Here is a 20,028-nt window from a genome sequence, read left to right on the forward strand (position 1 = left end):
TTTGATTGCCGGTTCCCCACCTCCCGCTTGCAACGCGGTTAGTGGTTGTCCCTCCTCAATAGAAACCAATATGGGGTTTGTTCGAGTAACTTGAATTGTTTATTAAGATAGCTTTTGTAACTTGTCAACACTACGAAATTATACTTATCAATGATGACCATGTCTGCGTTAGAAAAAACTTGTTCAGCATGCAGATGATTCTTTTCAGTATAGCTCGCCCCTGGCCACCAGTAGAGTTGAGTCCCGGTGGTAGGTTTGAGCCCAAGAGCAAAATTGAACGGATTTACAATGTTAAGGGTAACGAGTTTGGTGCTTGGAGTGACATGTTTTCTAAGAAGTTTCAGTCCATCATTCAAACGCTGCGGATAATCAGACCAAACGTTCAAGCCTGAAGGCACATAGACATTTTTCAATAATGGAGAATCAAAACGCTGGGCTTCAACATCGTTTGGGTCTGCAGACAGTTCGCTACTCAAGGCGCATACAATATACGACGTCTCGCGAACTATAGTAAGAATACTAAATGAAAACGTAAATATGATCAGAGCTGAAAGGTATATGGATCTATAGTTATCGACCAGCAGGAGTTCGCGAAGAGCAATGAGAGCTATAAACGGTGGAAAGACCAGTATCGGCAGTTGGGTATTTGAAACGCCGAGAACAAGATCCGCAGCCAGTAAGAAAACGGCTGAAATAAATGCTCTAACCAGCGAATTGGTATCTCCCTTCTGAGAAGTGAGACAAAGCCATCCTGTGGCAACTATCGTGAAAAGCACCATCGATATCGGCACAGTCAGTTGCGAGATCAACTTCCAGACTGGTCCAAATAATGATGGCCGAGTTTCCTTCACCACATTGTATAACAGTAACATGTCATCGAAAAAGGCTCCAGGTTTTACGCCGAGCACGAACCAGAAGAAGACTATGGGTATCAGGAACCCGGAGAATATCCAGGCTGATTTTTTAAAATTCAAACCGGCAAAGAATTGCCCTATTAGTAAGGCACAAACGCCTATGACAAAAAAGTTGAGTTTCAATAAAAGCAAAAGAGAAACAAGTGCCCCAATAATGAGATTCTCGACCCGCTCAACAATCATCGAGCTACTGCCTTGTTTTTGAAAGAAAGATACTACGCAAATGCACATTAGAATCCCGAAGGCATGCCGGTTGTATGACATTGCATAGTCGGTTTCATGGGCGCCCCATCCGAGGGGTACGACTCCGGAAGTTGTCGTCATCACTGTCGCCGAAAATATGAGAGCAAGAAGAGGGTTCAGGCGTTTGCGCGATAAAAGCCAAGCCAGCGATGTGGTGAGCGTCATCACAAGAAGGTTTGAGCTTACGACTGCCGGAATAGTCGGTCCGAAAAGACTTACGCCAATTGCATATACATAGCTGAATACCGGGCCAAGCTGAGAAGAGAAATCATTGTGCGGTACCTGTCCTGATGTTACACGATATCCGGCATCAATAAATCCCATGACATCTGGCGGTGAAGCCACCAGAGGGACAGGGGCGACCGCCCACTGAGCTACAATTGAAAGGACCGTCAAAGCCAGCAATGATGTCTGAGCGCGAGAATAAGCTCGTTCGGATGTACCGCCGAGGATGGTAGAAAATCGTTCAGTGGAGAGTTGTTTAAAAGTTTGTGGTATCTTCTGGCAGATATCACGAAACGTCATGGTTTCGTTCCATTTTTCAACGTGCCTAGTACCACCGTCTCGCCGACGACGGTTTTGTTATCGTACTTCAGACCCTTGAGCAGCCAGGTGAGGTCCGGGCTGCAGACAAGGTAATAGCCGCTGTCGAGCAGTTTCTGCATATATCTGGTGAGGTCCTTGGTGAATATCCAGGTCTCGAAGGGGTTGCAGTACCCCACCGGGGCATAGCCTCCGTAGTAGTAAAAGGCAAAATCCGACTTGTCCACGAAAAAGAGTTTGTTGCTGTTGTTGGTGACCTCCCTGATTTTTCCCATAAAACCGTAAAACTGCCCCGGTAATCCGATGGATTTATAGGTGATCTTGGTGTTTTTAACGTTTATGAACTGGATCTGCCCCTTCCGCACGATGTTGTCCGAATAGGACACGATGATCACCAGGATCAGGGCGATCGCAATGCCGGAACCGCCGTATTTTTTCACGGAAAGGGGTACGTTGTCCGTCTGGTCATTGTCCAGTACACGCATTGTGAGATCGAGTACCAGAAAGAAGTGAAACAGCAGCACGATGGCGATATTGAGGATGTTGTGCTCATGGCTTCTGCCGAAAAAGTAAATAGAATCGCCTATGGCGCAGTACGTCAGCATAAAGCCGCTGGCAAGGTAGGCGGGGGTCACCTGATTGCGCAACCTGAATAGCAGTATCACGGAGACGCTGAAGAGGGCGGGCACATACCAGTAAAAGGAGTCTCGGGCGATCTGAATGAATCCGATGCCAATTTTTTGGTAGTAGCCGGCGTAATTGCCATACTCCGTATTTCGGAACAGGAAATAGCTTGTGATACCGAAGAGGATGAGGATCGAAAGCGGAAGCATAGCGCGCTTCAACTGTTCCAGAAGGCTCTTCAGGAACGGGGGTCTTTGCTCGCTGCCCAGATAGCCGACCAGCCATAAGGAGATGATAAGTTGGATGTAGGCGGCGCTATAAATGATGCCGAAGTTTTTCAGCAGAAGCATCAGCAGCCCGCATACCAGACCGGCTGCCCAGTGATAGGGCCCCAGGCGGTAGACCACCAGCAGCAAGGAAATCCAGAGGTCGAGCCTGATGGGTGTGGTCTGAAAGGTCAGGGTCGCGTCGAAGGGGGTGGCGTAGATACGCCCCAGGACCAAGGCCACCAGAAGGAATACGGAAAGCTCCTTTTTCAGAAAAAGCCTGCGGGACAGGAGGTAGACGCACAGAAAGGCCAGATAATAGGCTGCTTGGCCGAGAACCCGAAATTGGGCGAGGTCCAGCCCCATTTTCATCCAGCCCGCCGCCAGCAGGGAGGGAAGCAGGTCGTACTGGAAGTAGATGTCGGACAGGGCAGCGCCATGCAACAGTCGGAGAGCAGGCGCGAAAACGTAGGTATAATCCCTCCAGCCGAATGCGGAGGCTGCCAGAAAACAGGGAGGGACCAGCAGCAGTGCCGCCAGCAGGGGCTCCCACCGGGTAAAACGCCGGTTAAGGTAATAGAGCAGTGCGGTCGGTGGAGATACAACCAGGATGATCAGAAGAGACTGGAAGATCATGTCCGATAGTGTTGGGACCTCCATGCTGTTCCAGGGAGGGATAAAGCCGATGGTCAGGCAATAGGAGGCTGAGGCTGCCACTCCCAGGCACAATAGCGCGCGTCGGGCATTACTGCCGGTGATATGCCTGAGAAAAAAGGAGAGCGTGAAGGCGCTGACGATGTTGACGAATACCAGGATGTAGAGCGCATAGATCTCGACGCCGTCATGCTCCCCGGTGGCACTGAGAATCCATGGGGTGATGTCTTCCGCTTTGAAGGGGATGTTCTGTGCCCATATCCAAGGCGCCAGCAGATAGTAGCAATAGTACCAGAGGCCGGTGGCGGACAGAGCCAGCAGCACGGTTTCCAGGAGTTCCGAAATCGGGTTACGGCTCATGTGTACCTCATGATGCATGTGTTCCATTATTTGGCCTTGCAGCAGGCAGCAGACCAGAGCTGCCGGTAAGCGGTGGCGATGCCTTGGGCATCGAGCCCCGATCGGGAGAGCAAGGTATCGCGATCATAACAGGCGTCTGGAAATTGCATCGGTATGGCAAGCATCCGAAAACGGTTGCCACTGCCAGTTTCCGCAATAATCCTGGCGATTTCCTGCCCCATTCCTCCGGTAGCGACGTGCTCTTCCACGGTCAGGAGCGGTCCGCCTCCGGCGACAATGGTACGAAGGTATTCTTCGGGGAATGGTCGGAGGGTCGCGACACGGACGATGGCAGGGTGAATGCCGACCTGGTTGAGCATGGCGGCGGCCTTCAGCGTTTCGTGGAGAATGAAGCCGCAGGTTACGAGAGTGCCGTCTGTCCCTTCCCGCACAAGGGCTGGTTTGGAGATGTCCGGGGTGCTGTCGAGGGATTTGAAGACATGGGGCTCTTTGTTGCGCCCCAGACGCAGATAGGCAGGGCTGTCGAGGGAGGCTGCCTCCCGGACGCACAGGCGAACCTCGTGAGGATCGGCGGGGGTCCAGATTTTTATCTGCGGAAGACAGCTCAATACGCCGATGTCGTCAACCCCGTGGTGGGTCGAACCGTTCGGGCCATAAGCAAATCCTCCTCCGACACCCACTACCACGACATTTGCCTTGTTATAGCAGAGATCGATCTTGATTTGTTCAAGGCAGCGTAGCGTCACAAAAGGGGTGATCGAGTAGACGAACGGCAAAAGGCCGGTCTTTGCCAGACCCGCCGCGTAGCCGACCATGCCGGCCTCGCGGATGCCGCAGTTTATGACCCTGGCCGGGTCATGTTCCCGGAGTTGGTCGAAGAGCTTGTAGCCCAGGTCGCCGGTCAGGAAGACCACCCGGCGGTCATGGCGGAAAAGGGTATAAAGCTCGGAAAAGAAGGCGTCACGCATCGGCAAGCCCCTTCAGCGCTTCTTCGCGGTCATCGCCCTGGACGGGACGGTAATGCCACTCAAGATCGCCTTCCATGAAATTGACCCCTCTCCCCTTGACGGTGCGGCAGAGCACAACCCGCGGTTTTCCAACAGTGGCGGGGCGGCCCAGGGTTCTAACAAGCTCCCGGTAGTCGTGGCCGTCGGCCTCCTCGACCTCCCAACCGAAACCCTTCCAACAGTCGGCCAGTCTGACGGCCGGGGAAACCTCGTCGCAGGCGCCGCAGGCCTGAAGACCGTTGCAGTCGACAATCGCCACCAGGTTATCCAACTTGTCCGTGCTGGCCAATGCCGCCGCCTCCCAGACGCTTCCTTCATTACACTCGCCATCGCCCAGTAGGACGAAAACTCTGGCTCCAAGCCCCTGGAGTTTGATTCCGGCGGCCATGCCCGCGCCTATCGCAAGACCATGTCCGAGAGTGCCGGTGGCACACTCCACCCCGGTGACCTTTCCCGCGATGGGGTGTTCGGCAAGGATGGAACCGTTGTGGCCGTAGGTTGCCAGCACCTGGCGGTCGATAAATCCCATCTGGGCAAGGACCGCGTAGAGCGCCATGCAACCGTGTCCTTTGGAGAGGACAAAACGGTCCCGCCCAGGGCTCTCCACGGCGGCGGGGGTACAGTTCATGACCTCTGCATAAAGTGCCGCGAGTATGTCGATGCATGATAACGCCACGCCCACATGCCCTGAGTGTTCCGCCATCTTGATGATATCGCGGCGCAGGCCGTTCAGGAGGTCCGCAGTTTTTTGATTAACCGAATGATCTGTCATGGTAATTGTGCAACCTTCACTGAGTAGTCACGCAGGGGATAAGGCCAAAATAACAGTATTGGCGGGACTATCTCCTAGCGATCGAGAAAACCGGGGGGGACGTATCTGTATATCCCTATCGTCGGACCCGTGAACAGTTGTTCCCTGTCCCGCGTATAATCCAGGAGGAACGCCAACCCTCTTGCCAAGTCATTATTGAGATAGAAAGGGTATGACCCGTCTGAAAAATATTCTCTCGGGGCGAACTTCCTGACCAGGGGCAGCGAAAAAACCTTGCCATAAAATTCTGCTTCTGCATGGTATTTTCCGATCTCGCCCAAGTATCGGTCATATAAGCCCGACGAAACAATTACATAGCGGATCGTCTTGTTTTTGTCCAGCGTATTGTAGGCGTTAAGAACGCTTCCGTCGCGCATATTGCTGGGATAAAAGGGGGTGAAGCCTTCATAGAGGGTATTTTCTTCCGCAATGCCTGCCTTTTGAGTGAACAGGTATGAAGCAAATCGGGTATCTTTCAGGGTGAATTGCGCCGTCATGACTGAACTGGCAATCAGCAGCTTGCATACGATGAGGAAAAGCGCCACACACCAGAAGGGGAAGAGGTACCTTCTGGATAGTTGCACCGCTTTCTCATGGGCGACATTGATCCCGTATGCCGAAACAAGCAGGGGACAGGTATACATGGGCAATGCCCACCGCTCCCAGTGCAGGCCGACCTTGCTGAGCACCATCCAGTAGAATAAACCAAAAAAAACCGGCAGGGCGTACGGTTTTTCCTTCCGAACGATGTAAACCCCTCCCAGAAAGAAAAAGAGCAACATGATCACGCCGGAAAAATCCAGATATGACGTGGCATAGAAGGCCATGTTCCCCGGCCAGCCCAGGCCGTCCGCTCCCAGATGGATCGGGTAGGCGTTCACCAATACCGCTTTTATCGCTTTGTCATAGTTGAGGAAAAGATATGGCGAGGCCAGGAAAAGAAACAGCAAAAAAGCCGAAACGGTCTCTGAAAGCCTTTTCAACAAAACGGTTCTTTCCCTAAAGTGTTTACTGATGATGACTGATACCATGAGCAGCAGAGTCAACCCGCCCGGATATTTTACACTAAGGGAGAGTGCGCAAAATAAGGCGCCTGCCAACAAGTTTCTGTGGGAAGGGTGTTTCAAATATCTGACGGCAAACAGGATTACGGACAAAATGAACAGAGCCAGAGGCATGTCCGCGGTAATATAGTGAGAATGATCCACATAGGAGGGAAATATCGCCACGAGAAGCGCTGCAATCAGGCCGGTATTCGCATTGAACTCTTTCCCGATAAGGTATGCTGCGACAATACAGGCGGTTCCCAGCAGAGCGACAAAAATCCGTGATATCCGATAAAATAGCAATTTGTGGTCATCAAAGGTTTTCGTGAGAGGTTGTTTGTACACGAGATGACTCGCCGCATGGTAAAGTACCGCATTGGCATAGATGTCGAAATGATCGGGGTGGTTGTATTCGCCAGGGTCCAACGAAGATCGCTTGGCCATATCGAACGGGACATCCGCAACAACTGGCTCATCCGGGTGGAGAAGAAAGGGAAATCCCCAATCGGACCCGATGACCCTGAGGGAAAGCCCCAGAAAAATTATTGCGAGTAACGTTATCCGCTTCATAAACTTGTCTCGTCCCCTTCAGTGACGATACGCTCCCGTCAGGTCAAAAAACCGTATTCTGAAGATATCCGTGAACATACGCAGTGAATCGCGGACCAGACTGACTTTTGAGCCTGCTATATCGGTCCAGTTGACCGGCACTTCCGCAATACGATAGTCGTTATGCTTGCATAGATACAATGCTTCGACATCGAACCCGAAATCATCGATCCGTTGGAGAGAAAAAACCGTCTCTGCCGCGTCGGCGGTAAATAGTTTGAAACCACACTGGGTATCCCGGATTCCTTGTACCATAAGTGCGGTCACGATAAAATGGAAGATCCTCCCGATCACCTTGCGATGCAAATGGGCATTTACCAGGCATGAATCATCCTTCATGGCGCGTGAAGCTATCGCTACATCCGCGCCGTCGGCTATGGCTTTTTGCAGACGTTCCAGTTCCGTGATGGGAGTGGCGCCGTCGGCGTCGGTAAATAACCGAAGGTTGCCGGACGCGCGGAGCATTCCCGTCTTTACCGCATATCCCTTGCCCCGGTTACCGGGGAGGCGGATCAGTTTTACCCTGGTGTTTTCCTGCATAAAGCGGGCGACAACCTCCGCGGTGGCGTCATGGCTTCCATCGTCGACGATGATTACCTCATAGGGGCGATCCCCATGTTCGAGGTATTCCAGAACGCTTGCCAGATACGGCGGAAGACGTTTTTCCTCATTATATGCCGGAATGATTATGGACAGTGAGACAGAATTCAACGTTAGCCCCGATTTGGGAAATGGAGGGTCACGAACGTCTTCGCATTCCTGCGAGGAGCACCGGTGGGACCCTTATTGCTTGCGTTTGTAGATGACCAGATTTGCATCGGAACCGGGGGTGTATTTTGCGGCGTCGGGCTCCCAGACAAAAAGAGAGGCGCCATTGTAAAGGTCAACGATTCCAACCCGTTCATAGTATTTTTTTACATACGCATCGAACCACTTGAAGATAACATCCGGTGAAAAAGGCCCCCGCAGCCACGAGAATTGCATATTGGTAAAGACACAATATTTCGGTTGCGACTGTTCGATCTCGCGAATCAATTCACGCTGCATCTGCTCGGCATGGGGTTGGTCTTCCATCAGGCTGTACATGTAAATATAGCCGGTGGCCGGAAGTCTTCCGGTGTAAAAATAGATCTCCGGCTCGGAGCCAAGGACCGCGATCCGATCGGCGTCGGTGGTGTGATCCTTCAGGTAGCGGCCTAACTCCGCTGCTGCCGGAAAGGCGCTTGCTCCATAGGTCGAATAGCTCACTTCCTGGGGGGTAAGAAAGAAAAAACAGCTCTTCTCGCGATAGAGGCCGTACACGATGGCCGCCATGATCAGAAAAGCGGGCGCCATTCGCCGCAGCCATTCATTACCACTTTTTACCGTAGCGAGAAAATCACCGATCCCCGTACTGGCGGCACCGATCAGCAGGGCGGTTGCCGGCAGGATCACGATGAAGTAGTGCCACCTGAAATAGAAGCCGGGACAGATTGCAAGAAACGAGGTAAAAAACAATCCCGCAACAAACAGCCTGTCCTTGCACCGCACCCGGTTTGCGGAGAGGAGGAGCGCGCCTGTGCATGCCAGAAGCCAGAGCGGAATATTGGGGTAATAAATGACGGAAAAGTTGTGGACCAATGCCTCGATACCCTGGCTGATCGAAAGGCTGGAGGCGTATTCCCGGGCATAGGTTACCGTCCAGAACCAGAAGGTTTCAAACGTCCCGGCCTTGAGTACCCAGAGGATAATGAGGGTGTAGGGGATTATCGCGCCAAGCAGAAAAAGGGCTATACCGGTCAGGGACGTTTTGCCGCCCGCAGCCTCATGTTTGTACATGCGCCAGGCGAGATAGAGGAATGCGAAGACGATAAACAGCGCCGCATGCTGTTTCATGGTGAATGCCAATCCGAAACAGAGCCCGCTTATGAACAAAAGCCGGGAACGGCCTCCATCAAAGTGACGCAGCAGCAGGAGACAGCCCGCCAATGCAAACAGCACGATAAAGTGGGTCGCATGGGCAAAAAAACCATATACTGTTTTGCTGAGAGACAAAACAGCGTAGCTCGCGCAGGCAGCGAATGCGGCATCCCGGTCGAACAGCCTCGATGCCAGTAAATAGACGAACATAATGCATATGCCGTTGGCGATCAAAAGCCCCAGATGGATGCCGAACGGGGTCTGGCCAAACAGTGCCATACAGAGAGCGTAAACAATGCTGACGCCGGGGAGTTTCATGGAATAGGCATGGGCATAGGGGGGTATGCCGTTAAGCAACTGTTGCCCCATGTAGGCGTATTCACCCTCGTCGCGCTCAAGGGGAACCTGGAGCAGACGGATGCGAACATAGGCAACCGTGCCCAGAACGAGGGCCAGCAGGATGTACTGTAGATATGTCACTCGCTTTGAGGATTCGGTATCGCTTAATTTCATATCCTGTGCCCTGCAATATATGGGGAATGTGTAAAGCGTATGGAAGCCGGCGTGGCTGTCAGTTCGGTGGCCAATAGCTCCAGTCGGGGGTGATGCGGGCGCAAAACAAAGGAAAGTCGGATATGATGAAGATAAAAGCAGCCAGCCCGAAAACGGCCAGTTGCGCGCCCCTGCCTTTGAAAAGCCGCAACAGGTAAAAGCTCGACAGAATGTAAATCGGGCCTAGGACCGGGAAAATGTAGCGCCCGTGCAGTGCGACAAATGGCGCGCCGTTACTGAGGTACTCGTGGTAATTGAACTGGTACATGAGAAAATAAGTGTAAAATCCTGCAATAACCAGAAGGCTGGTGGGAAGCCATTCTGCATCCCGAGGTCGCCATCGGGTCAAAAAAGCGATCAGCGTTATCGCTGCCAGAAAGGCGATGGGTGCAATCGTCGGCCAGCGGTTGAGTATCTGGAGGTGGGCAAACACCCCGAAGGTGCCGGCCGCCATCCGGCCCACCCACAACGGTATGTACGCCGACAGCCCCATTTTGGGTATCTCACCATTCTTGAAGCGTTCATAGTTTTCGATCATAAAGACCGCATCGGCACGGTCGCCGGGATGTTTGATCAGGGAGGTCATTGCCAGAGCCTGCGCTTTGGAGACACGCCCTTCCTTGAAAGCATCGAAAACGTAGCTGCGGGCAGCGAGCCTGTACTGCATGGCGTCTTCCAGGGGGAGTACCGTGGTCATCTCAACGGTAATAGCCCCATAGTGCAGGTAATTGCCGGCGTAAAGCTGAATGTTAAGGGCCAGGCCGAGCAGTAGTACCAGCGTTACGATAGTGCCGCGCAGTCCGGAAGCACGATAAAATGCCACGAGCGCCGAGGGGAGCCCCGGAATTTTTTTGATCTCGTGGATGATCAGTACGGCATTCAGAACCGGTATCAGTGGCAGGAAGGTGATTTTGGTGAGACACCCGGCAAGCTGGCAAACAAATGAAGCGACAAGCGCGCCAGGAGAGCGGTTCTTAAAGAAAGCCAGAAGATAATAGACGGCCATGGCCGCCAGAAGGTTTGCCAGATTGTCATAGGAGACGAACGCCGAAAGAAAGGTCAGCATCATCGTATTGGTCGTGGCAACGACCAGCAGAATCTGGGTAAGTCGGTGATCCGTCACCAGGCGAAGCGTTCGCCAGACGTAGAATACAAAGGCAAAGGCAAGCGGGATGTTGAGCAGGCGCAAAAAAACCAGGTCGGAGACGCCGAAGAAATTCACTGTCAGGAGTTTGCCCATGATCCAGTAGTAGAGCCACGGGATATTGGTAACCAGACCGTACTGATAGGATTCGGGAGAGTTCTTCGGTAAAAAGGGGACCGTGGAAAATATCGTGCAGATTCCGAAGTGCGTCACCTCGTCAGGTGGTATGAAAGGAGAAATGGTGGTTGCCAGAAAGAGCAGCCGCAGCCCAAAATAAAGCATGAGTGTAACAATCGACCATATCAGCACACGGCGAGACGGGAAAGCCTCCTCCCCTGGGCCATTGATGGAGGCTTGCCCTGCTGCGTGTGCTTTATCATCCGAGTCAAGAGTCAATTATTTCCCCTGGTGCTTCGCAAGTTCCGGCGGAACGCCAACTTCCGGTTAACGCTTATAGAAATATGCTTTGAGCTTGCCGTCCCGCTGTTTCACCATCATCATTTTACGTTCTTTTACCGGATTAATATATGAAACTATCCAGTAATCAACGCCTTTTTCCTCAACCTTGAAATCCTTGAAAGCGCTGCCGTAATTATTCTTCAGGGGGGCAAACGTCGATATAATGGTAGCGACCATATCATCTTTCATCGCATTCCATTTCTCTGTGCCCGCTTTTTTAATGATCTCTTGTTGGGTGGATCCATATTTCTGGGCCGCTGTGTCAAAATCGATAATATCTTTTAACGTTTTGTCACCAGTTGCCGCTTTTTTTATGAATTCCTTACAGACGGCGATGGCAGGGTCGTTTTTGTTCGAACAGGAAATGAATAACAACGATGTTGCCAGGAATAGACACAGCACAAATATTCTCGATAAGTTCAACATACTTGCTCCTTCGCCTGTTTTTATTGTATTTTGTACAGCTGTGGTAAGCCTAATCTTTGTCCGGATAGTTTAGTTTTTTCACGCGGTACTGCACATCCTCCATGAGCCTCCGGTTAACTGCCAAAAGGTCCGCCAGAAAAGCTGTCAGTATGGTTTGAAAACCGATACCCAGAAGGATCGACGATAAAATCAAGGACTGAACATGCCCCGCGCCGCTGACGGTGATGTAGTAATACAAATATCGGAGCCCCCCCATCAATCCCAAACTGAAAAGAAATATCCCTACCGACATGAAAAACCTGAATGGCTTATAGACGACAAATATTCTCACAATGGTAACAAACGATCTGCTTATGTACGAGCAGAGACTTTTCACCAGGCGTGATGGGCGCAGATACCCGTTTACCTTCACCGGTACGGAAATGATGGCAATATTCTTCTGTCCGGCCTGAATTATTGTTTCCAGCGTGTAGGTATAATTATTAAATACGTTGATCCTCATCGCTGCTTCCCGGCTCATCGCCCTGAAACCGCTCGGAGCATCCGGAATGTCCGTTTTGCTGACAAAGCGCACAACTGCGCTGCCGAGTTTCTGCAATACCTTCTTTACCAAAGAAAAAGATTCAATATTGTCAATTGGCCTGATACCGATGACGATATCCGCCTTTTGGGCGAGGATCGGGGAAACAAGGGCCGGAATGTCGGCGGCCACATACTGGTTGTCCGCATCGGTGTTCACGATGACATCCGCACCCAACCTGATACAGGCATCCAGCCCTGCGAGGAATGCGCTTGCAAGGCCCTGATTCTTGGTAAAACTGATAATGTGGTCGACGCCGCATTTTTTTGCGATCTCAACGGTGTCGTCGGTGCTGCCGTCATTGATGACGAGCCATTCAACGTCGCTGAATCCCGCTACTTCGCGGGGCAGGTCCTTGATGGCAATGGGCAATGTCTCAGCCTCATTGTAGCAAGGTATTTGAATGACGAGTTTCATGGTTTTGCCATCACCCCGCTGGTTTTGTTAACGATATCCCGGGCCGCCGGCATTCGTTGCACACAGAGATGTCAAGCTGCGTGGTTGCTCTGTCACGAGTGAAGCCTGCGTTGCCGGTTCCCGAACGGTACGTCTAATGAGCCGGCGGGAAAGAAACAATATGATATCTTTCATCCAGTCCCTTGTCGAGCAGGAATGGCAATGGCCCAAAACCGCTGGAGTAATATCCGGCCCCCGCATTGTAGTTCATGGTGGTAAGAAAACTTAATGGCGTGAATTGCAAGACCTGTAGAGGAGAGGCCTGCGCTATGATTTCCGGAAACGCGTTGGTGTTGTTTTCCGCGACCACCATGAGATCTCCCGGCTGGATGGTCGAATGTTTCCTGTCGTACGCGGTGCCCCCGTTTTTTTCCATGTAGTACTGGAAACCCCAATGCCCCTGGAACCAGAGGGGCTTTGCAGAGCCGCCGTAAGTCCGGCCAATAACCCGTGCCGCCGTGCGCGCCGATTCCGCCAGTCTGAAGTCTGCCCACGTGACAAGCATGGAAACCAGCCATGCGCACGTTAAGGGCACCACCACCCGTTTGAAGTCTGGTTGCCAGGTCTGCCCCATCTGATTTTCCAGGAAACGCATGACAATAATCCCTGTGACAGGAGCCATCGGGAGTATGCTCCGGCCATTTACAGACCAATTTACGATGGAAGCGAAAACAAAAGTCCCCAGCATCCAAAAGAAAAGCAGAAGGGATTCCGGGCATTGCCGCCGCCAATAGTCAAAACCGGCTAGAATCAGAATGTTGATTCCAGCGACCACGAGGAAAGCGAGTTGCAGATAATATCCCCACGAGGCACTCTCTGCCACATGGGGGAAATTGGTCTGGCTCAAAGCCAGGGCGAAGAGAGGGATTGCGAGCGCCGACGCAACGATGCTCCGCTTATTCAACGCTTTCGCGGCAAAGAACAGGGTGGAAATGAGGCAGCCGCCCGTAAAGCTCAGGCCGGTAACCAGACTGGGAAAGACGGCGGAGATATTTATGCCCTTTTCTTTGCTGGCGTAATTGGCTGCATCCGATAAAAGCCCCCTGCCGTAGAGGACGTAGGTGTCCCATTGGTACAAACAGAGGAAAGTAACGGGGATCAGGAGAAACAGCGACCGGTGCCTTTTGCCACCTTTGGTTGCCAGGGTAAACAGGAGAAGGAGCGGGATCAGGCTTACCCCGAAGTATTTTGTAAGGCTGCAGAGTGTTATCAGCAAGGCTGCGATTGAAAGGTCTTGCCATCTGTCGCTTTTTATGCCGCGCATCCAAAAGTAAATCGCCCAGACATAAAAAGCCAGCATCATGGTGTCACACATCACTGTCGTGCTCGACAAAAGAAAAACCGGGTTCAGTATACCGATAAGTGTTGCAGTCAATGGATGTTGCGTAAACTCTTGGGCCAGAAAATAGGTTCCCGCTGCCGTACTGACTGCGGGGAGCAGAAAAGCAAGGTGAAGGGATGTTTCGTTCCAGCCTGCAAGGGTCCCCGCGAATGAGGCGTAATATGATGCGAATGGAGGGTTCTTTATGATCCTGGCCGCGTCCATCTCCGTCCCATACCAGTTGATCTTGAATCCGTAGAAGTCAAGCGGATGGGCCTGGATCTGCTTGGCTACCCAGATGAAAAGCGGTTCATCAATGTTGAACGCCTTGTTGGCAAAAGGGATAAGGCATGCGACGGTTAAAGTGATCAGGATAAGTATTGGTACAGTATGAGTGGATATGTGGGGGTTACGGTTGGTCATGACGGGAACAGTTCTCACCCTTGTGCTGTCCGGAGGTAAAGCGGCGCCAATCTGAGCGGGTAGGGAGTGCGGCAGGCTGATGGATACTCGTCTTGGCTGACTCGGCGCTTTTTTCCATAATTCGATTTTATAACATTTATTGATTTAAATAGCAATCAAGGTTGTCAGCAGGGTAAGAGTTCCCGATTTGCCTCGAATGCCTGTCAAAATCCCCAATTGTATTGACGGCAGATCATTCCAAGTGATATTTTTCACCTGCTTGCCCGTAATGCAAGGCACCGCTCCCCATGTCATTTTGATAACGTTATTACTGAGGCCATCTCTGTCGGAATAATGCCGAGGTGACGTGGCATGCTCGGATAGAATTGGCTGACACTGAATGCAAATAATGATAAAATATGGTAATTAGAAAATAATCTTCAGATGTTTTTGTAAAGGATGTGAAGGTATGTGCATCCGATTTATATAAAGGTGTCATTAATTCTGATGTGCCCAGGGAGAATATATTAAGCCTGTAGCAAGCCCCAATAAAATCCTCTTTGTTACCCCGCCGTATCACTGCGGCGTGGCGGAGGTCATCGGTCGCTGGATACCGCTCAACTTCGTCTATCTGGCTGGCGTTGCCCGCCAGGCCGGGCTGGTTGCCGAAATCTACGATGCTGCCGCCAAGGAACACGGCTATCCCGAGATGGGGGCTTACCTGCGGGAGAATGGAGCGGAGTATGTCGCCACCACCGCCATTACCGCCACCATCAACGACGCCATCAAAACCCTCGAGCTGGTTAAAGACATCGATCCCAACTCCGTCACCATCCTTGGCGGGGTTCATCCCACCTTCATGTACGATGAGGTCTTCGCCGCCTCCCCTGCCGTCGACTATATCGTCATCGGCGAGGGTGAGGCCACGTTGCGGCATCTGCTTTCGGTTTTGGAGGAGGGCGGCAACCCGGCAACGGTCCCCGGAATCGCCTTTCGGCAGAATGGTGCGGTGATCAGGACCGCCACGCGTGCCTTCATCGATGACCTGGACGATCTGCCGGTAGCATGGGATCTGCTGGAATGGAAAGAGTATACCTATTTTGTCATTCCCAACTCACGGCTGGGGGCGATCAGCACCTCGCGCGGCTGCGACCAGGACAATGGCTTTGGCTCTCAGCAGCGGTTCTGGGAAAAGTCGTGGCGGGCCCGCGATCCCCGCAGCGTCGTGGCAGAGATGGAGTATCTGTACAAAACCTATCAGGTCAACGTCCTCCTGATTACCGACGAGCATCCCACCAGGGATCGGGAACGATGGGAAACCCTTCTCGACCTGCTCATCGCACGTGAGCTACCGCTTCACCTTTTACTGGAGACCAGGGCTTCCGACATCATCCGTGACCGGGAAATCATCTGGAAATACCGGAAAGCCGGCATCATACACATCTTCGTGGGTTTCGAGGCTGCCAGCCAAAGCCCTCTGGATGCGGTCGGAAGGGAGACAGGCATTGCCGTGGTCAAACAAGCCCTGGCACTGATTCACGAACAGGGGATCGTGTCTGATGTGTCATTCGTGCTCGGTTTTCCCGAGGAGACCCCCGACAGCATAAAAAAAACCATGCAACTGGTCCAGCAGTGCAATCCGGATAACGCCAACTTCCTGGCCCTGACCCCCTGGCCGTATGCAGACAGGTACGAAGAGGTCAAGCCGTATATCCGCCAATGGGACTATTCCAAATACAACCTGGTGGATCCGGTCGTCGAGCCGCGGAACATGAACCTCTTGCAGGTCGATGTGGCACTGGCGGACTGTTACCGCAGATTCTACATGGGTAAGATACTGGACGTCATGACCATGAAGGACGACTTCAAACGGGGATACCTGCTGCGGGCGACAAAACTGTTCATGAGCAGTGCGTTTGTTATCAGAAAACTGGGCGTTGGAATTTTGGGTAAGATCCCGGCAAAAATGGCGGAACTCAGAGCAAAACGTAAAGAAGGGTGATCGCCGTGAAACCCGGCGAACTGGCAAAACGATGATGGGTAAGGCACCGTAAGGTGACGGAGAATACATGTCCCAATCCATCAGTAGTCAAGGCACGGTACTGATCGTTGAAGACGACCGCAACACTGCCGCGCTGGTGGCAGCCTATCTCGAGCGTGAGGGGTTCGCGACGGTGGTCGTCCATGACGGCGGGCAGGCCATTCAGGCGGCTGGTTCCTGCAGCCCCGTGTTCGTGATCCTGGACGTCATGCTGCCGGGCATGGACGGCTGGGAAATCTGCCGAACGCTTCGCAAGACGTCCGATGTCCCGGTGCTGATGCTTACGGCTCGGGAAGAGGAACTCGACCGGGTTGCGGGATTGGCAATGGGGGCCGACGATTATGTGGTCAAGCCTTTCAGCCCGCGTGAATTGGTGGAGCGGGTCAGGGCGATCCTGCGTCGTAGCAGGCCGGTATCCCCCCAGCCTGTTATGGTCCTCTCTTTTGCCGGTCTCGAACTGGATATAGAGAAGCATAGGGTAGCCCGTGACGGGCGGCCCATTGAGCTGACTTCGTCGGAATACAAGATCCTGCAAGCGCTGATGAGTTCCCCTGGTAAGGCATTTTCCCGTGAAGAGCTTCTGAGTCAGTGCTACCCCCAGGGCGAGGTGGTCATCGACCGGGTCATCGATGTCCACATCGGCAAGCTGCGGCAAAAGATCGAGGATGACCCCTCCCGTCCCCGGTACATTCAGACGGTGCGGGGGCACGGCTATCGTTTCAGCGACGAGAGTGGCGATTAGGAGGGACGGATGAGGCAGCGCCTGCTCTGGAAGTTGCTGATAGGTCATATTGTTCCTGTTTTTGCTATTATAGCTCTGTTGGTCTGGCGTGCCATTGACCGGCGAGCGGCTGACTATTATTCGGTACTTGTCGAGCGTTACCGCGTCATGCCGGCCGAATCACACCACCTGTTCCTCAGCGCAGTCCATCGTGATCTGCTTTGGGGGGCCCTCACGGCCTTGGCGCTGACCCTGCTTCTGACCTATATGCTGACCCACTGGGTATTGCGCCCCCTCTCCCGCATAACCGCCATTACCAGAAAAGTTGCCGACGGCAATTATTCCGAGCGCGTGAAGGTTGTGTCCCGCTACGAGGTTGGGCAACTGGCCGACGCCTTTAATCACATGGCCGATAACCTGGAGAAGATCGAACATCTGCGGAAAAACATGGTGGCCGACATCTCCCATGAATTGCGCACACCATTGACCAACCTGCGTGGTTATCTGGAGGGGCTGAGCGACTCCGTCATACCTCCCTCTCCGGAGACCTTCCGGATGCTTGAGCAAGAGGTTTTGCGCCTGGTAAATCTGGTCGAGGACCTCCAGCAATTGGCGCGGGCCGATGCGGCCAAGGCCTTTCTCGATCGCCAGGAACTCTCCCTCCATGAACTGCTCGAACAGATCATGAACCTGTACCGGCCCAATTTTCAGGAGAAAGAGATTGACGTGCAGTGGTGCCTGGAGCCGGGCACGGATAGGGTTGTGGGTGACAGTGACAAACTGTTGCAGGCGATCCGAAATCTGGCCGATAATGCTTGGAAATACACACCGCGCGGGGGAAATGTTACGATCTCGACCCTGCGAATTGCGGACGAGATCAAGACCGTGTTCGCCAACAGTGGTGCGGTGATTGCCGAGCAGGATATCCACTATCTCTTCGAGCGGTTCTTCCGGGCGGATCGCTCCCGTTCCCGCGACGCGGGCGGTGCAGGCATCGGTTTGGCAATCGTTAAGGAGTTGATCGAGGCGCACGGCGGTACGGTCGGTGCTGAAAGCGACGCGAGCGGCACGCGGGTATGGTTCACCCTTCCGGTTTAGTGTCCCGTGCGGTTAGTCCGTACTCGTGACGCCGGCTCTTTTAGCCGCCGCCTTCGTTGCAGTTCCTTGATGTAGGCCATGCTACACCTGTGTCGCCGCACCTCGGCACCAGCCAAACACCCTGTACTTCCCACGATTAGCCGCACGGGACACTAGCCGCCATCTTTACCAAAACTTTACATTTCCCTTATTACCCCTTTACGTTCCTTTGGTACGGTATATTCGGCTGTACATGATCCCTGCGCGATAGACTGATGACTGATGCGTAGCAGCATTGGGTGAAATCAACCGAAAATATCACTCTGGACGGGAGAAACACATGAGCAAGATACTTTTTGTAACGGCACCATATTTCTGTTGGGGGGTACAGGTCGTCGGCACCTGGCCGCCGCTTCATCTGGCCTATCTCGCCGGCGCCGCACTCGATGCCGGGGACGAGGCCAGAATCTATGATGCCATGAACAAGAAGCATTCGTTCGAGGATATCCGGGCGGAGATACAGCGTTACCAGCCCGATTACGTCATGACCCTGGACTACCTTCCGGTCACCGGGGCCATCAGTACCGCAACGGTGCCCGCCGCGCTCAAAATTCTCAATATTGCCAAGGAGGTGAACCCGAACATCGTCACTCTCCTGGGTGGCCCGCATCCGAGCTTTATGTACGAGGAGATCTACGAAGATCAGGAAAATCTGGTTGACTATATCCTTTGTGGCGAGCCGGAGCAAACCCTGAAGGATCTGGTCGCCGCAATTCCAAAGGGCGAAGCCAAGAATGTCGCCGGCATCGCGTTTCGCGACGGCGATAAGATCGTGGCTAACAAGCGGCACCACCACATCGCCAAGCTCGATGACCTCAAGCCAGCCTGGCACCTTCTCGACTGGGACGACTACCAGTACAAGGTCGAACCCGGCGGCAGGATGGCCTCCATCCTGACTTCTCGGGGCTGCGATATGGGGTGCGCCTTCTGTAGCCAACGGATGTTCTGGCGCGAGGACTGGCGCTGCCGTACCCCGGAGAACGTAATTGATGAGATCGAACTCCTGGTTACCACCTACGACATCAAATTCATCACCTTGATCGACCCGTACCCCACCAAGCACCGTGACCGGTGGGAATTACTGCTCGACAGGCTGATCGAACGCAATTTCGGAGTGTACTTCCTGATCGAGACCCGCGTAGAGGATATCATTCGCGACGCGGACATCCTGCACAAGTACCGCGATGCCGGTATCATCCATGTCTATCTGGGAGCGGAAAGCGCCGACAAGGATACCTTGAACAGTCTGAATAAGGGGACCAGCTTCGAGCAGAACAAGCAGGCCCTTGATCTGCTGCGTGAGGCAGAAATCATTACGGAAGCATCGTTCATGGTCGGTTTCCCGAACGAAACCTGGGAAACCATAGAAAACACCATCGAATCCGCCAAATATCTCAATCCTGACATTGCCGTGTTCCCCGTGGTCACCCCAATGCCGTTCACGCCGTTACACAAGGAGATGAAGGACCGCATCAGGGTATGGGATTATTCCAAATACAACCTGGTAACGCCAATTGTCGAGCCGTACGAAATGACCATGGAAGAGATAACCCAGGCGCTCGGAACCTGCTACATGAAGTTCTACGGCAATAAGGTGCAGGAAATTGTGGAACTGGAAGATGGCTTCAAGAGGAAGTACATGCTTAGCGCTTTTCGTGAAATGATGAAAGACCACGGCGAGCATTTCGATTTTGCCGGCTCCGACATGCCGATGCATTTTAACACGGGCGGTATGCCCGCGCTGTAGAAGCGTGAGACGACATCTGTGTCAGGTGGGGTGGAGACGGATGGGCTGATATAGATAATTGCTGAT

The 20,028-nt window shown here is 53.0% G+C and carries 15 protein-coding genes; 4 read left to right on the forward strand and 11 right to left on the reverse strand.

Going from position 1 to position 20,028, the window contains the following annotated elements:
• Window positions 1-38 precede the first annotated feature (38 nt).
• The 11 genes from LDN12_RS13900 to LDN12_RS13950 form a co-directional block, all read right to left on the reverse strand.
• Entirely contained in the window at window positions 39-1,682 is a 1,644-nt protein-coding gene (locus LDN12_RS13900) for a hypothetical protein (protein WP_223923258.1), read from the reverse strand.
• The gene (locus LDN12_RS13905; protein ID WP_223923259.1) at window positions 1,679-3,604 is read right to left on the reverse strand and encodes a hypothetical protein; all 1,926 of its coding nucleotides are present in this window, start codon (window positions 3,602-3,604) and stop codon (window positions 1,679-1,681) included. Before LDN12_RS13905 ends, LDN12_RS13900 begins: the two co-directional genes overlap by 4 nt.
• A gap of 26 nt (window positions 3,605-3,630) precedes the next feature.
• The gene (locus tag LDN12_RS13910; RefSeq protein ID WP_223923260.1) at window positions 3,631-4,572 is read right to left on the reverse strand and encodes a transketolase family protein; all 942 of its coding nucleotides are present in this window, start codon (window positions 4,570-4,572) and stop codon (window positions 3,631-3,633) included.
• A complete protein-coding gene (locus LDN12_RS13915) occupies window positions 4,565-5,383 on the reverse strand; it encodes a transketolase (protein ID WP_223923261.1) in 819 nt (272 codons plus the stop codon). The genes LDN12_RS13910 and LDN12_RS13915 overlap by 8 nt, the downstream gene beginning before the upstream one ends.
• Window positions 5,384-5,457: 74 nt before the next feature.
• Entirely contained in the window at window positions 5,458-6,894 is a 1,437-nt protein-coding gene (locus LDN12_RS13920) for a glycosyltransferase family 39 protein (RefSeq protein ID WP_223923262.1), read from the reverse strand.
• Between the two features lie 162 nt (window positions 6,895-7,056).
• Window positions 7,057-7,788, reverse strand: coding sequence for a dolichyl-phosphate beta-glucosyltransferase (locus LDN12_RS13925; RefSeq protein WP_223923263.1), 732 nt, complete (start codon window positions 7,786-7,788; stop codon window positions 7,057-7,059).
• Between the two features lie 72 nt (window positions 7,789-7,860).
• Window positions 7,861-9,489, reverse strand: a complete 1,629-nt coding sequence (locus tag LDN12_RS13930; RefSeq protein ID WP_223923264.1) for a glycosyltransferase family 39 protein — start codon at window positions 9,487-9,489, stop codon at window positions 7,861-7,863.
• A 58-nt stretch (window positions 9,490-9,547) separates the two neighbouring features.
• A complete protein-coding gene (locus tag LDN12_RS13935) occupies window positions 9,548-10,954 on the reverse strand; it encodes a glycosyltransferase family 39 protein (protein WP_223923265.1) in 1,407 nt (468 codons plus the stop codon).
• A gap of 162 nt (window positions 10,955-11,116) precedes the next feature.
• Window positions 11,117-11,557: a hypothetical protein gene (locus LDN12_RS13940; RefSeq protein WP_223923266.1), complete on the reverse strand. Its 441-nt coding sequence runs from the start codon at window positions 11,555-11,557 to the stop codon at window positions 11,117-11,119.
• A 49-nt stretch (window positions 11,558-11,606) separates the two neighbouring features.
• Window positions 11,607-12,554 (reverse strand): glycosyltransferase family 2 protein, encoded by a 948-nt coding sequence (locus tag LDN12_RS13945; protein WP_223923267.1) that lies wholly within the window; start codon window positions 12,552-12,554, stop codon window positions 11,607-11,609.
• Between the two features lie 133 nt (window positions 12,555-12,687).
• Entirely contained in the window at window positions 12,688-14,337 is a 1,650-nt protein-coding gene (locus tag LDN12_RS13950) for a glycosyltransferase family 39 protein (protein ID WP_223923268.1), read from the reverse strand.
• A gap of 565 nt (window positions 14,338-14,902) precedes the next feature.
• Here LDN12_RS13950 and LDN12_RS13955 point away from each other — a divergent pair.
• From LDN12_RS13955 to LDN12_RS13970, 4 genes are all read left to right on the forward strand, one after another.
• Window positions 14,903-16,318: a B12-binding domain-containing radical SAM protein gene (locus LDN12_RS13955; RefSeq protein WP_223923269.1), complete on the forward strand. Its 1,416-nt coding sequence runs from the start codon at window positions 14,903-14,905 to the stop codon at window positions 16,316-16,318.
• A gap of 67 nt (window positions 16,319-16,385) precedes the next feature.
• Complete coding sequence (locus tag LDN12_RS13960) at window positions 16,386-17,099, forward strand: response regulator transcription factor (protein WP_223923270.1); 714 nt, start codon at window positions 16,386-16,388, stop codon at window positions 17,097-17,099.
• 9 nt (window positions 17,100-17,108) lie between these two features.
• A complete protein-coding gene (locus tag LDN12_RS13965; RefSeq protein WP_223923271.1) occupies window positions 17,109-18,176 on the forward strand; it encodes a cell wall metabolism sensor histidine kinase WalK in 1,068 nt (355 codons plus the stop codon).
• A gap of 319 nt (window positions 18,177-18,495) precedes the next feature.
• On the forward strand, window positions 18,496-19,962 hold the full coding sequence (locus LDN12_RS13970; RefSeq protein WP_223923272.1) for a B12-binding domain-containing radical SAM protein: 1,467 nt from the start codon (window positions 18,496-18,498) through the stop codon (window positions 19,960-19,962).
• The last annotated feature ends 66 nt before the right edge of the window (window positions 19,963-20,028 follow it).

Origin of the sequence: Geobacter sp. AOG2 (assembly GCF_019972295.1) — a bacterium.
In the GTDB taxonomy this organism is placed as follows: Bacteria; Desulfobacterota; Desulfuromonadia; order Geobacterales; family Pseudopelobacteraceae; genus Oryzomonas.